This is a genomic window from Olleya sp. KKT75, assembly GCF_055635485.1.
Genome location: NZ_CM145759.1, coordinates 3,068,508 through 3,083,789, shown reverse-complemented (window position 1 = coordinate 3,083,789; position 15,282 = coordinate 3,068,508). Strand labels below are relative to the sequence as shown.

At 31.7% G+C, this 15,282-nt stretch carries 11 protein-coding genes; 5 read left to right on the top strand and 6 right to left on the bottom strand.

From position 1 onward, the window contains the following. The first annotated feature begins 145 nt into the window (after positions 1-145). The 3 genes from ACZ2G2_RS13750 (at position 146) to ACZ2G2_RS13740 (ending at position 4,457) form a co-directional block, all read left to right on the top strand. Positions 146-3,382: an AsmA-like C-terminal region-containing protein gene (locus tag ACZ2G2_RS13750; RefSeq protein WP_470392752.1), complete on the top strand. Its 3,237-nt coding sequence runs from the start codon at positions 146-148 to the stop codon at positions 3,380-3,382. An 89-nt stretch (positions 3,383-3,471) separates the two neighbouring features. Then, the gene (locus ACZ2G2_RS13745) at positions 3,472-4,119 is read left to right on the top strand and encodes a hypothetical protein (RefSeq protein ID WP_470392751.1); all 648 of its coding nucleotides are present in this window, start codon (positions 3,472-3,474) and stop codon (positions 4,117-4,119) included. An 8-nt stretch (positions 4,120-4,127) separates the two neighbouring features. Beyond that, positions 4,128-4,457 (top strand): low molecular weight phosphatase family protein, encoded by a 330-nt coding sequence (locus ACZ2G2_RS13740; protein WP_470392749.1) that lies wholly within the window; start codon positions 4,128-4,130, stop codon positions 4,455-4,457. A 423-nt stretch (positions 4,458-4,880) separates the two neighbouring features. Here ACZ2G2_RS13740 and ACZ2G2_RS13735 read toward each other — a convergent pair whose 3' ends face one another. From ACZ2G2_RS13735 to ACZ2G2_RS13725, 3 genes are all read right to left on the bottom strand, one after another. Further along, positions 4,881-5,303, bottom strand: coding sequence for a PepSY-like domain-containing protein (locus ACZ2G2_RS13735; protein WP_470392747.1), 423 nt, complete (start codon positions 5,301-5,303; stop codon positions 4,881-4,883). A 4-nt stretch (positions 5,304-5,307) separates the two neighbouring features. Beyond that, positions 5,308-5,634 (bottom strand): hypothetical protein, encoded by a 327-nt coding sequence (locus tag ACZ2G2_RS13730; RefSeq protein WP_470392745.1) that lies wholly within the window; start codon positions 5,632-5,634, stop codon positions 5,308-5,310. Between the two features lie 173 nt (positions 5,635-5,807). Continuing rightward, positions 5,808-8,633: a M16 family metallopeptidase gene (locus ACZ2G2_RS13725; protein WP_470392743.1), complete on the bottom strand. Its 2,826-nt coding sequence runs from the start codon at positions 8,631-8,633 to the stop codon at positions 5,808-5,810. A gap of 124 nt (positions 8,634-8,757) precedes the next feature. Here ACZ2G2_RS13725 and hpf point away from each other — a divergent pair, with 124 nt between their 5' ends. Continuing rightward, positions 8,758-9,060 (top strand): ribosome hibernation-promoting factor, HPF/YfiA family, encoded by a 303-nt coding sequence (hpf, locus tag ACZ2G2_RS13720; protein ID WP_470392741.1) that lies wholly within the window; start codon positions 8,758-8,760, stop codon positions 9,058-9,060. Positions 9,061-9,294: 234 nt separating this feature from the next. Here the strand turns inward: hpf and ACZ2G2_RS13715 are convergent, their stop codons facing one another. Together ACZ2G2_RS13715 and ACZ2G2_RS13710 are read right to left on the bottom strand one after the other, a co-directional pair. Continuing rightward, positions 9,295-10,413, bottom strand: a complete 1,119-nt coding sequence (locus tag ACZ2G2_RS13715; protein ID WP_470394915.1) for a DEAD/DEAH box helicase — start codon at positions 10,411-10,413, stop codon at positions 9,295-9,297. 84 nt (positions 10,414-10,497) lie between these two features. Beyond that, the gene (locus ACZ2G2_RS13710; protein WP_101203525.1) at positions 10,498-12,051 is read right to left on the bottom strand and encodes a DEAD/DEAH box helicase; all 1,554 of its coding nucleotides are present in this window, start codon (positions 12,049-12,051) and stop codon (positions 10,498-10,500) included. A 110-nt stretch (positions 12,052-12,161) separates the two neighbouring features. On the opposite strand from ACZ2G2_RS13710, the gene ACZ2G2_RS13705 reads away from it, so the two are divergent. Then, the gene (locus tag ACZ2G2_RS13705) at positions 12,162-12,974 is read left to right on the top strand and encodes a DUF1853 family protein (protein ID WP_470392739.1); all 813 of its coding nucleotides are present in this window, start codon (positions 12,162-12,164) and stop codon (positions 12,972-12,974) included. 29 nt (positions 12,975-13,003) lie between these two features. Here the strand turns inward: ACZ2G2_RS13705 and ACZ2G2_RS13700 are convergent, their stop codons facing one another. Then, positions 13,004-15,244, bottom strand: coding sequence for a response regulator (locus ACZ2G2_RS13700; RefSeq protein WP_470392738.1), 2,241 nt, complete (start codon positions 15,242-15,244; stop codon positions 13,004-13,006). Between the last annotated feature and the right edge of the window lie 38 nt (positions 15,245-15,282).

The window sequence follows — 15,282 nt, the reverse complement described above, 5'->3', positions numbered from 1 at the left end:
AATTGGCTTTACTTTCAAATTAGAGATGCAATAACTATAGTAATAATTAAAATATCAGTCGTTGTTTAGTAAGTATATTTATTATATTACTCCTTTTATTATAATACCTAAGTTGTCAGAATTAACTGCATTCCCAACAAATAGCATGAAGTTTAAATTTTTAAAAAAACGAAAATTCTGGTGGCGATTTATTGCTATTATAATCTTTTTACCAATACTTATTTTTAGTACCGTGGTATTATATATTTATTCAGAACAAGACCATATTATTCAAAATGAAATTGCTGTTTTAAATAAGCAGCACAAAGGTTTGATTACGATTGGCGACAGTCATTTGTCCCTTTTTAACAACTTTCCTGATATTTCTTTTAAGGTAGATGATGTAAAGATTTATGAAACTAAAGACGCTACTGTAGCACCAATACTAGATGTTTCTGATATCTATACGGGTTTTAATATATGGGATATTATAAATGGAAACTATACTATTAGGTCCCTTATTATAGAAGAAGGATTTTTTGATGTTGTGATACATAAAGATGGAACAATCAATCTTCAAAATGCTTTAGACTCTTTTGAGGAAACAGAATCAAAAAGTGACGACTTTGTAAATATTCAGCTAGAGCGTATTAAGTTACGTAATCTAGATATTCATAAAAAGGATGAAACCGAAAATACAGATCTAGAAACGTTTATTCACGAGGGTAAAGGTGGGTTTAATATAAATAATCAACTGATTTCTGGACATATAGACACAAAATTTGAAATGAATTTGATTGATAATGGAGACACCACTTATATCCGTCACAAACATTTTGAACTTCATACAGACCTCAAACTCAATCAAAACACAGGATTGCTTACCGTTAACCCTTCTGGTATTAAAATGGAACACGGTGATTTTGAGATAGAAGGCACTATAGACACTAAAAATGATGTAGACCTTGACCTTGCTATAAAAGGAACCAAGCCAAATTTTGATATGCTAATTGCTTTTGCACCAGAAGATGTTATTCCTGTACTAGAACGTTACAGTAATGCAGGAAACATCTATTTTAACGCTATTGTTAAAGGTCCTACACTGAACCAACAAATGCCCTTTTTTGATGTGCATTTTGGTGCTAATGAGGCTTTTCTTGAAAACACAGACAAGGGTAAACGCGTGGACAATATGGGGTTTAGTGGCCATTTTACCAATGGAGAAGCACGCAATTTACGTACAACAAAATTCTCGTTAACAGATATGACCGCCAAATTAGAAACAGGAACGTTTTTAGGTAATCTTGTTGTTGAAAATTTTGAAGAACCGGAAGTTAATATGCAATTACATGTTGATTTTAATTTAGAATTTATGGCTAGTTTTCTTAACATTACAGACATAGAAAACGCTTCTGGAAATGTTGCATTAGAAATGAATTTTCATGATATTATTGATATAGATCAGCCAGATCTTGCACTCAGTACACTTAATCAAGCGTATTTTACAGAGCTGAAAGTAACCAATCTAAGTGTGTCATCTGCAACGCTTCCTGCACCATTAAAACAACTTAATGCGCACCTTATAATTAATGGTAAAAAAGCAACACTTGATCAATTTGATATGGTAATGGGTAAATCCGATGTATCCATAACAGGATATTTATCAGACCTTCCTGCTGTTATACATCACACTAACACGCCTGTAAATGCGCATTTAGATATTACCTCTAATGTCCTTGATATTGCAGAGCTTACGCGATATTCTGCAATAGACAGTACAGGAATAGATGAACAGATTAAAAATTTTAGCACGGGATTCTCGTTTAAATCTTCCGCTAAGGGTTTTACAGAATCTCAATACTTACCACAAGGAGCCTTTTTTATAGATAGTCTTCACGCGCAACTTAAACATTACCCGCATAAATTACATGATTTTCATGTTGATTTTCTTATTGGCGAAAAAGACCTCAAAATTGTAGATTTCACTGGTTTTATTGACGATTCAGATTTTCATTTTAATGGTCAAGTCTATAATTATGGCTTTTGGATGCAAGACCAACTTAATGGAGATGTAGATTTGGACATTACGTTAACATCCGATTTATTACGCTTAGAAGACATATTTTCATATCAGGGCGAGAATTATGTCCCTAAAGACTATCGTCACGAAGAGTTCGAGAAACTAGTCTTACATGTTAACTCTAGTATGCATTATAAAGATTCAGCATTACATTCCATAGATCTAGATCTTGATAAGCTTAATACTAAAATGCATTTGCATCCTTTACGATTTCAAAATTTTAAAGGGCGTTTTCATTATGAAGATGACCACCTGGTCATTCAAAATTTTAATGGTAAAATAGGTAGAACTGTTTTTGGTGTAGACCTTAACTATTATCTAGGAAATGATGTGGCTATAAAAAAACGAGACAATTACCTTGCATTAAAAGCAAATTACATAGATTTTGATCAACTTTTTAATTTTAATACATCACCGTCAGCAACCACTCCAATAACAACAACTAAAATAGAAACAGAAACTGCAGATGTTAAAGCGCATGCAGATGCTTTTAATCTCTATCAACTTCCATTTACAGATATGACATTTGATGTAAATGTAGTTCATTTTATATATCATCGTATTGATTTGCAAAATATTAATGCAAATTTTCGTACTACACAAAATCATTATATCCATGTGGATACATTTGCTATGGATGCGGCTGGAGGTAACTTTAAAATGTCAGGCTATTTTAATGGTAGTGACCCAAAACATATTTACATGAAGCCAGATTTAGTGGCTGAAAATGTAGATATAGATAAACTACTGTTTAAGTTTGAAAACTTTGGCCAAGATCATTTAGTGTCAGAAAATTTAAAAGGTACCGTATCCTCTCGGATAAAAGGAAAAATTAGAATTTATCCAGATTTTGTTCCAGATTTGGATCAATCAGAAATTCATATGGATGTAGAAGTACTTAATGGTAAATTACAAAATTACGATCCCATCTCTATGTTATCAGATTATATGGGTGATAAAAATCTTAAAAACATAAAATTTGATACCCTCAGAAATCATTTAGATATTACTAATGGACGCATAACAATACCTAACATGACTATTGAGTCTACGTTGGGACATATGGAGCTGTCAGGAACACAAGATAGCGATCATAATATCGAATATTATGTAAGAATCCCATGGAAAACAGTAAAGAAGGCAGCACGTTACAAACTATTTGCTAATAAAAATAATAATGGTGAAGCAGGAGATATTGAGGATGACGAAATTATAGAACTAGACCCTAACAAAAAAGTACGCTACCTCAATATAAAATTACATGGAAACATAGACGATTTTAAAGTATCCTTAGAGAAGGCTAAAAAAAGTAAAAAGGAATGAGAGGTTATATAATCCTTGCTTTAAGTTTCTAATTACAAAGTGGGAGAGGAGCAGTACGTTTTTATACAAAGGTTAATAATTTACAAATAATGAGATTTTTAAGACATCTAAATATAATAATCCTCTTAGGATTTGTACAAATTACATTTTCTCAAACGTTTGTTGATGATATTGATAAAGTAGCTGTTGTCGTTATTGATTACTGCGTTAATGAATCTGGCCAGCGTTATAATATCGAAATAAATAAGGAGAAAACCACATATAATAACGAACCTTGGAAACAAGGTTGTCTGCAACATTTTAAAGATGGAACGTTAATTTATCCAATGAAAATGGTAAACCAATGTTGGCAATCTGTTTATTATTTTGTGAATTTAAAATATAAAACTGCGGAATTACAAGCGTCCGATAAAGTAAAATGTAAAGTATTTCATGAAGGTGAATTTAAGTATCAAAATCCAGCATATTCTAATACCAAAATTATTAGAAGAAAGCATAGACAAATTGAAAAAAGTCCAGATAAAGACCAACGACAAGTCTATAAAATTGAATGGATTAAAGATTATATTTATACTTTAAAAACACTTAAACAGCCCTTAGCAAAGGATAAACACAAAATAGGAAGACTCATTTATGTTGAAATCATTGAAATTTTGGATAAAAACACCTATTTGTATAAAGCTTATGAAAAAGGGGATGACAACGTGATTTATGGTATTATAAAAAAAGTATCTTAACTGTAAACATGAAAAACATACTATTTATATGTTCTGCCAATAAGGATAGATCAAAAACTGCCGAAGATTATTTTAGCACACAGTATCCAAACTTATCTTTTGATTCGGCTGGAACTAACAGAAACACCTGTAATAAGCTTGGGACAAACTACATATGTAAAGAACAATTAGATTTAGCTGATGATGTGATTGTTATGGAAAACAAGCATTTACAAGCAATTAAAGACACTTTTGGTAATACTTATTATAATAAAATAACTGTACTTAACATTAATGATATCTATAAATATGGTTCTAAAGAATTAATAGAAATTCTAAAGGCTAAAGTTATTTTATAAAATAGCATTTAACAAACTACACATCTAAATTATTCTAACAAAGCCACAATTAGCTTGACATAATTACTATCGATATAAGTCTGCGACATTATATCTGCAATTATGTCAAATATCGCCCAAAAGCGCTATTTCGCTAATTGTTATAAAATGTTCTATAATTTATATTATGTAAAATAGACTTTTTAACAACATATCTTTTACTCTTATTCTTTCGGTTTGAATAACTATTCTATAAAATGCAAAATATGCTAAAAATACTACTGCTTCATAAATCGCGTATTTGAAAACAATTGCACAATGGTACAGAATATTCAATTTATAAGAAACATGACATTGTTGTGTGTTTTCAATAATTTAAAGTTACTTAAATAAAAAGCATAAAAAAGCCCAACAATTATGTTGGGCTTTTAAAATATGTGCTATTTAATTTATTATGTTACCATTGGCTCTAAACTCGACATCCTTGTTTTTTCCTTTTTGTTTAAATTCGACATCATAAAAAGTACCTTTAGATGCGCTTTGTACAAATTCGATTTCAGTAATATCTTCGCTACCAAATTTGTTTTTAATAACGGTTCTGATTGCTTTTGGTAATTCGTCTTTTTTAATACTAGATTCCGTTTCAATCCATTGTCCGTTTGGACTAAAATCTGCACGATACTTTTCGCCTTTTTTCTTAAAGTGCGCTTCGTAGTTATTATGTGCGTCAACTTCCCAATCAGGATCAGTTTCGCCTGGATATTTGTTTTCAAAAGCAGTTTGAACCACATCCGGAACTTGCGCTTTAATGGCATTTTGACAACTAAATATGACTAATGCTATTATTATATATTTTAAATGTTTCATGTTATTATTGGTTTAAGATGTTAATGGAAATAACTTCAATTTCGCTGTAAATATTATCTTCTGTGGTGTTTTTCAATTTTAAATTAAAGGCATCACCAACATGTAAATTGATATCTAAATTATAAGCATCTAAGACATTACTAGCTTTTAGATCTTCGATAATAATCATATTATCTTTTATATCTGTAAAGTAAAATAGTCGGCCATCATAACCATCATATCGTACTTGTTTGGTCACCTCTCCTCTATCTTTTTTTGTTTTTGTATGGTCTGAATTTATAACTATTGTTGATGCAAAAAACAGACTGATTATAATACTTATTAGTTTCATAATTTATGTTTTAAAGGGTTACTATTCTGTTTTACAAAGATGGCAACAACCCGCAGTAATTGCATTATACAATTTTAGGAGACCGTTATAAGATTCACATTTAAGTGGTTAAAGTGCACAAAAAAGCCCAACATAACTGTTGGGCTTTAAAGCACTATATTAGGTAATAGACGTTAGATCTTATTTCCATAAATATCAAGTTGTACAACAGGTTTCCCTAATTGTTTTACTTCTTCAAATTGAGTGGCTTTATCACCAACAATTAAATAAACCATTTCCGACTCGTTTAAATATTGGTCAATAATAGCTTTATAATCCGCTAAAGTCATATTTATTAACTCGTCTTGATCGTTACCCAAAAAGTTATCCGCTTTATTATACTTACTAATCTCTCTTAAAATACTTAATTGTGCACCTAAACTTTCGTAAGCTCTGGTGTTTCCTTTCAAGATTTTATTCTTTGTTAATTCTACTTCAGTATCAGTAAAATCGTCTTTGTAATTTGTTACCATGTCTTTAATAATCTCTAACGATTTTAGAGTTGCATTGGCGCGGACACTAGATCTGATTGCAAATGGACTAACTGCTTGACGTGAAGCAATACTAGAATAGGCACCATAAGTATACCCTTTTCCAATTCTTAAGGTTTGGAATAATTTTCCGCTAGAACCACCTCCTAAAATTTCGTTAGCAAAATCAAGGTTGTTTGCGTTTTTATCTGTTCCTGATAACGCTAATTTACCAATATAAACTACTGATTGTTTAGCATCTGGTACATCTACAAAGTATAATGTCCCTCCTGTTCCGTTATCCTTAACATCCATTTTTGGTAAAGTAACTGCGTCACCTTGCCATGCTTTTAAAGGACTTAAAGCACTAATAGTTTGCGCTTTATTAATGGCACCTGCAATATGGAATGTTGCCGCTTTTGGTGATAAGTTTTTGTAATACGCTTTTAAATCGTCCATAGTTATCGCTGCAGTACTCTTTAAAGTACCAGAGCCATTAATTCCGAAACGATGACTTTCACCATATATTAATTGATTAAAGACGTTAGAAGCTATGGCATTAGGATTTGCTTCGCTACCTTTTAAACCTGTTTCTAGAGCTTGTTTTAATCTTGTAAACTCTTTAGCATCCCAACGAGGTTCTAAAATAATCTCTTTAACTAGCTTAATAGTCTCGTCTAAGTTTTTTGTTAAACACGATCCCGTAATATGAAAATCTTCATTGGCACTATACATATTGATACTAGCACCAAGTAAACCAATTGCTTCCTCTAAATCTGCTGCTGTTTTAGATTTTGTACCCTGCATCATTAAATCGCTAAATAGGTTAGCAACCCCTTCTTTTCCTTTAGGATCTAATAACTGACCACCAGGAATAGTAATGTCAAATTGTACTAATGGCACCTCATTGTTTTCGATACCATATAATGCCATTCCGTTATCTAAATCGCCTTTCCAAATGGTTGGTGATTTAAAGACTGGTAATTTTCCAAATCCAGGTTCGCTTCTATCATGTTTGCTAGGTGTTTTTTCGTAAACTGCTTCTTCACCTTGACTTACTTCTTCATTGGCAACATCCTTTTTAACTTCTTCAATCCAAACGGTTGCTTCCTTACTATCTGCAATAGCTAGGTCTAATTGCCCTTTTGGTACTACACTTGTCATAACATAGTTTTGACCTTTAATATACTTGTTATACACACGCATTACATCCGCAGCAGTAACTGCATTGGTTAACTTAGCACGTTCTGTAATAAAACTAGGATCACCGTTAAACTCATTATCCTGTACTAACTGGAATGCTTTGTTTAAAACAGTACTAACCCCTTGGTATAAACCTGTTTCAAGTTCGGCCTTGATACGCTTTAAATCGTCTGTATTAACTCCATTAGTTTCAAATTTAGTTAAACCAGCATCTATAGCGGCTTTAACTTGATCTAAGTCCGTCCCTACATTAGCACGTACTCTAAAAACAAACTCTCCAGCCAACTCACTACTGTTTTGGTAGGTTCCAACACGCGGTGCTAGTTTTTGTTCTTCGACTAATACATTATATAAAGGTGATTTTTTACTACCACTTAGCAATTCGCCTAAAATATCTAAAGCATAACTATCAGCATCATAATTTTTTACTGTTGGGTATACCATACGTACCTCAGGTAACTTGGCAAAGTTGTCTTCAAAATATAACGATTTTGTGTTTTCTAAAACCACAGGTGCTATATTTTGCTCTTCTACATCTGGTCCGCTAGGGATTTCTCCAAACCACTGCGCCACTAGTTTTTTAGTTTCGGCAATGTCAATATCTCCAGCAATTACTAGAGAGGCGTTTTTAGCACCATAATACTGTTTGTAAAACTCTTTGACATCAGCAACAGTTGCAGCTTGTAAATCTGGTAATGCACCAATTACAGTCCAATTGTATGGATGTCCTTGAGGATATAAGTTTTTTCTAATAATCTCATCCGTGTAACCATAAGCTGCGTTATCGACACGTTGACGTTTTTCGTTTTTAACCACTTGCTTTTCACGTTCTAGAGCAGCCTCTGTTACTGTATTAATCATGTAACCAAAACGGTCTGAATCAATCCACATAATTTTTTCAAAAGCATCCTTTGGTACCACTTCATAATACACAGTATAGTCATTAGAAGTCCCTCCATTACGACTTCCACCCCATTCTGGAATCATTTTACGATTGGCACCTACCGGAACGTTTTCGGAATCATTAAAAGACATGTGCTCAAAAAAGTGAGCAAAGCCTGTTTTACCTGGTTTTTCACGGTTAGAACCAACGTGCATCAGGGTTGCTACAGCAACTATTGGATCAGAATGGTCTTCATGAAGGATTACTTCTAAACCATTATCGAGTGTAAATTTTTCATAATCGATTTTAAAATCGGCAGTCTTCTCTACTCCTGAAGTACCAGAGTCTCCACAAGAGACTAAAGCTAAACCAGTTAGTAGAATTAAAGATTTAATTGTACGCATTACTTATAGTTTTATTTGATTGTGCCCTAAAGATAGCCATTAATTTTTTGTCTTAAAATTTTAATAAATATGTTAAAAGGAAACCTATTTTTAGTATCTTTAAGTAAATATAAAATTTAAGAATATGGATATTAATTTTGAATATGATAAGGTAAAAGCAAGTGAAGAGTTAGAGCAATTTACTGCAGAAAAAATCCAAAAATTGTTTAATAAATACGAATTTATAGTACGTGCGGACGTATTTTTTAAATTAGAAAATACAAGTGACGATAAATCTGGGAAAATTGCGGGAATTAGATTAAGTGCTCCTGGACCAAGATTATATGCTGAAGAAAGTAAAGACACACTACATAAAAGTGTTAGTGAGGTTGTTAGCCAATTAGAAAGACAACTTTCTAAACGTAAAGGAAAAATGAATGCCCATTAGTAGCATTATAATTGATAAAAAAAGCAACTCTATTCGAGTTGCTTTTTTTATGCTTTAGTTTTTGGTGAAGCAGAAAAGTTTAGTGCAATTATTATATGAAAAAATAACAACCCGGAGGATTTGCCTTAAACGCGAAGCTGTTTTAAAGATTTTAAACAAAAAAACACGCTAACTATGGTTATATAAAACCTGTAGTTAGCGTGTTTTGATTATTTTATAATCCGGTTACTATACTTACACCGATAATTGTTTGAATTTGATCCCTAAAGTAGATTCTACCTTTTTAAGGTCATTACGCTCACTACTTAAAATCAACGCAATAGATTCTCCTTTTTTACCAGCTCTTGCTGTACGTCCACTTCTGTGCGTGTAATACTCAATATGTTCTGGTAATTGGTGGTGCATTACAAAAGCTAAATCATTTACATCTATTCCTCTTGCAGACACATCTGTAGATATTAATAATTGTAACGTCGTATTTTTAAACGCACGCATTACTTTATCACGTTCTCTTTGTTGCATATCTCCTTCTAAAGCACCAACATTAAACCCTTCGGTTTCTAATTGGTGTCTTAATGCTTGCGCACCAGCCTTAGTTTTAGTAAATATAATACCACGTTGGTCTTCTCTTTCTTCTAATAATCGGATTAAAGCCGATGCTTTTTCGTGTACTGAGGTTTCAACAAAAAAGTGAGATATATTTTGATTAACAATGCTACTTCTGTCTATTTCTAAACGTACTGCTTCATCTGCGATATAACGCTTAACAATCTCTTTTAAATCGTCAGACATCGTAGCACTAAATAACCACGTGTTTTTTGGATCTGCTACAGAACTTAAGATTGTTGTTAAATCGTTTTTAAAACCCATGCTTAGCATTTCATCAGCTTCATCTAAAACAATAGTTTTAACATCTGTTAATTTTACTGCTCCACGATTAACCAAATCTACTAAACGACCAGGAGTAGCCACAATAATATGTGTTGTTCTAGCTACATTTTTAAGTTGAATATCAATTTTTTCGCCACCATAAACACCTTCTAAGAAGATTTTAGTATCGTTATATTTGATATACTTAAACAGTTGCTTTTTAATTTGTTGTACTAACTCTCTGGTTGGTGCAATAATTAAAGCCTGTACTGTATCCTTTTTAGGGTTTATTTTATGTAATAAAGGTAATCCAAAAGCAGCGGTTTTACCAGTTCCTGTTTGCGCCAATCCGATAAAATCAGTTGACTTTTTTAGTAACGTTGGTATGGCTTGTGCCTGGATATCTGTAGGTGTTTTAATACCTAATTCCTTTAGTGATTTTATATAGTTTTTATCTAAACCTAGATCTTTAAAAGTCATAATTAATAGTAATTAGTCTATAGTTATTTTAATGTATTTACAAAAGTAAGCAACTGCAAACTGCGACTGAATACTGTCAAATGTATTTTATTCTTCTGGTGGAAAACCATTGATCTCTTCAAAAACCTGATCAAAATTAGTACGTAAATACGCATTTAATTTTTTACGGTAATCGTCTTTTAACCATTCTACAAAGTTATAAGTACTTTTACTAATACACTTTGTATAACGCGAAATACGGTAATCTATATCGTCTCCTAAAAGCTTAGCTAATGCTAATGCATCCCAAAGATCCTCACTGTTTTCTGTACAAATATGTGCATGGTGTTGGATAGAACGTTCTAATACTACTTTAGAGCTTTCTCCTGCTCTAATACTATCAATATAGCATTTTTTAATATCAAAATACACCTGCTCAGACTTTTTGAATTGCTCACGCAACTCGTCCGGCATTTCATATCTAAAGTTATTCTCAAGCTCTTCATCACTTAAAATTCCATCTAAGTAATAATTTGGAGAACGGAATATTTTATGCCAATCTAAATCACTTCCCCATGGTCCAAAACGGTGTAGGTTGTTACCTAAATCTATAACAACAAACTTGTTTTTATCTTTTAAGATACGTGATCCACGACCAATCATTTGGTAATACAATGTTAATGATTTGGTTGCTCTGTTAAGCATAATACAATCTACTGTAGGCTCATCAAAACCAGTAGTTAAAATACTTACAGACGTTAAAATGGCATCCGGTGTTTCTTTAAACCATTTTAGGATGGCTTTACGTTCCTTTTTTGTATTGTTATTATCTAAATGTGCTACGGGATAACCACCACGTTTAAACGTGTCATACACGTGTAAAGAGGTATTAATACCGTTATTAAATATTAGTGTTTTTTTACCTTTACAACGTTCTTCATAAGCTTGGATAAGCTTAGTTAACATGTCTGTATTGGTATACAAATCTTCAGAAGATTTTACGGTATAATCACCGTTTGCTCCAACAACTAAAGAAGTTAATCCTACGTTATAAGAGAAAATTTCGGCACGAGCCAAAAACTCATTAGCAATTAAAGAGTGGATTGTTTCTCCAACAATAAGTTCGTTATAGTTATCCTTCATTGGAAGGTTAATATTACTACTTAAAGGTGTTGCTGTTACCCCAAGGATAAACGATTTCTCAAAAAACTTAAATAACTTAGTAAAACTGTTATAATGCGCTTCATCAATAATAACTAAACCTATGTCTGAAATATCTAGTTTGTTATCCGTCAAACGGTTATTAAGTGTTTCTACCATTGCCACAAAGCAATTAAAATCACCTTGATCACTTAAATCTGCTTTACTATCTACAATTTTATTACTTACACCAAACTCGGTAAGCATTTTAGACGTTTGTCTACAAAGCTCAATACGGTGCGTCATAACAAGCACTTGCTTTTTATGCGTCTTTAAATATTGTCTAACAATTTCAGAGAAAATTACCGTCTTACCACCACCCGTTGGTAATTGGTATAACAAGTGATAATCTTCTTGTGCTTCTTCAAAACATTTAAAAATCTTATCAATAGCCCCTTTTTGGTAGCTATAAAGACTTTTTCCTTCTGTGCGTTCTTGTAATTCTAGGGTTTTAACAGACATTAATTAAGTGTAAATTTTTAGATTTTAAGATGTGCAAAAATACAACGAATTAAAGGGTTTCAACGAATAATATGTAAAAAAAATTATTATGTCTACTTTTACACCTTACTATGAGTCATAATTCAGATCTTTTTCAAGCCCAATTTAGTGGCTTTTATAATACACCCCATTTATTTTATTCTGAAATTTTCGGAATACAACCCTTTGTAAAACAATTAGATAAAACGTTTGTGTTTAATCGTGATGTCAGGCCTACCATAAGACTAGGGCAGCGTGTCGAGCAATTTGTGTTTGAAGAGTTAAATCAGTTTGAATCCATTCAGGTTATAGCAGAAAACATACAAATCCAAGAAAATGTAAACCATACTATAGGCGAATTGGACTGCTTATATCTTGATGAAACGGTGCCATTTCATCTAGAAATACAGTTTAAATACTACTTATATGATGCTACTTTAGGTCCTAAAGAAATTGATTGTTTAATTGGACCGATGCGTCGTGACTCGTTATTAGAAAAACTGAATAAACTAAAAATAAAACAGCTTCCCCTACTCTTTAATCCTGCGACTAAACCAGTATTGGAGTCGTTAAATTTAGAAAGCAATACCGTAAAACAACAAATCTATTTTAAAGCGCAAATTTTTGTGCCTTACGGAACCTCTGTTACTTTTAAAACCATAAATAACGACTGTATTTATGGGTTTTATTTTAATTACAAAGCGTTACCTGAGTTTTCTAACTGTAAGTTTTTTAAACCTGAAAAGACAGATTGGTTATTAGATTTAGATGTTAATGTCAATTGGCAAACTTTAGAGCAAATCACCCCACAATTAACCATTTACGAAACCGAAAAATATGCGCCTTTATTATGGTTAAAATTCCCTAATGGGGAATTAACAAAATGTTTTGTAGTCCCTTGGTAATGGCCTTTATGTATTACAGATAGGTGTTTTTAAGCGTTTATAATATGCTTAATTATAACTTGTTTAAACTTTTTGACATCATAAGGTTTTACTACAAAATCAGTCATTCCGCTATTAAAAATTATAGATCTGGCTTCCTCAATTTCTACCGCGGTTAAAGCTATAATTGGTAGTGTTGTATTAAATTGACGAATTTCTTTAGTAGTTTCGATACCATCTTTTCCAGGCATATTAATATCCATTAAAACAGCGTCATAAGCATTAGTTTTAATCATAGCAATCGCATCATCCCCGTTACTAGCTACAGCGCAAATAACATCCTCTTTGTCCAACATCTTTTTAGTCACAATTTGATTAATACGGTTATCATCAACAATTAATATCTTTTTGTCTTTTAATAACGTGTAATCAAATACCATTAATGCTTGATTATCAGCTAAAGTACCTTCATTAACAGTCTCATATTTCAAGGTAAAGTAAAACAATGCCCCTTTTCCTAAATCACTTTCAAGATGAATATCAGAATCTAAAAATTTAAGAAGTTTAGATACAATAGGTAGACCTAATCCAGTCCCTTGATAGTTATAATTAGCAGAATTAGCTTGTGTAAATTCTTCAAAAATAGTTTTTTGTTTATTTTTTGGAACACCAATACCTGTATCGCTAATTTTAAATTTAATAGCCAATATTCCATCCTTTGAAGGCGTTGTTATTAGGTCGATACTTATAATACCATCTTCAGTAAACTTACACGCGTTTCCTATCAAATTCATTAAAATTCGTGATAAATGAATAGAATCTCCGTGAATTAATGTTGGTGTGTTATCCGAAATATTAATTTTAATTTCATTTTTATTCTGAATTAGCATGTATTCAAAAGACGCACAAATGGCTGTTATATAATTACGAATGTTAAACGTTTTTTTAGCGTTTTCGATTTTATTAGAGTCTATTTTACTAATTTCCAAAACATCATTAATAAGTGCTAGTAAATAGTCTGCCGAAAATTTTAAAACATTAAGATCCTCTTTATGTTTATCTAAAGATTCATCTTCTAATAAAATTGTACTCAATCCAATTACTCCATAAAGTGGTGTCCGTAGCTCGTGACTAACAGTAGAAAAAAAGGCGCTTTTAGATTTAGATAATTGCTCTGCTTCTTCCTTTGCTTTTAAATATTCTTGATTTTTTATATTAACTTCTTGTACTAGTTTTTTACGCCTTTTAGAGGTTAAATAAAAATGTGTTAAAAAAAACAAAGAGACAATGGTACCGATAATTAAACCATAATTCATGTTGCTTTTATTCTTGATTTTCTCTGTTTTTAACTGCGATTCAAACTCTGATTTTAAAGCGTTTTCTTTATATTCATTAACCTTGAACTCCGCTGTTATTACAGAGGCTTCTCTTGTTTTTTGTTTATTAAAATTAAATGTTTTTAAAGAATCATATAACCTAGTATAATATAAAGCCTCTTTATAGTCTTTTAATCCTTCTAAAGCATAACTATATTCTTTATAAAGATTAGCCATATTAATTGTAAAACGTTCTTTTTTAAAATTAGGGTCGTCTAAATATGGAATAATATATTTTGTAGCTTGTTTATAATCTTTTTTTAAGTTGTAAAATGTGGCAGCTAAAGGAATGTAGTCTAAGTAAAACAAACTATCTCTGGATACAGCCATTTTAGGTAGTACTTCATTAATTTTTGTTACAATAGCTTCACCTTTATCTAGATAGTTAACTTTTATAGCATTATTTAAATAATTGTAATACGTATTAGTCAAATTAATAGTGTCTTTCATTTTTATATTAAGCGCTACAGTCTTATCCATATAATCAAAAGCCTTACGTATTTTAACCGCATCTCCTTTTATAAAATATATAAAAGAAAGAACCATATAACACTCGCCTAACGATCGGTCATCTTTAATTTTTATTGCATATTCCATAGCTTTAGTGATACTTTTTTCGGCACTTATGGTATCATGCTGCTCTAAAAAATCATAGCCTAATCTAGAATTAGCTTTTTGTATAAAATAATCGTTATCCGCTTGTTTTGCTTTATCTAATAATTCTGCATGTGTTTTAAAAGAATCAGAATAACGCCCTTCCATAAAGGCAGCCCAGCCTAAAGAATCTATTTTTTTTAGTGTAGTATTCTCCTTTGTTTTAGAGACATCAGTAGCGGGATTAGGGTCAGAATTTTGGGCAAAACTGAAAGAGGAGATTATAAAAACGAATAAATATAGAGGAAGTTTAAATGGCATTAAGTAGGGTTTATTTCTTTAAGATAACTAGTTATGCT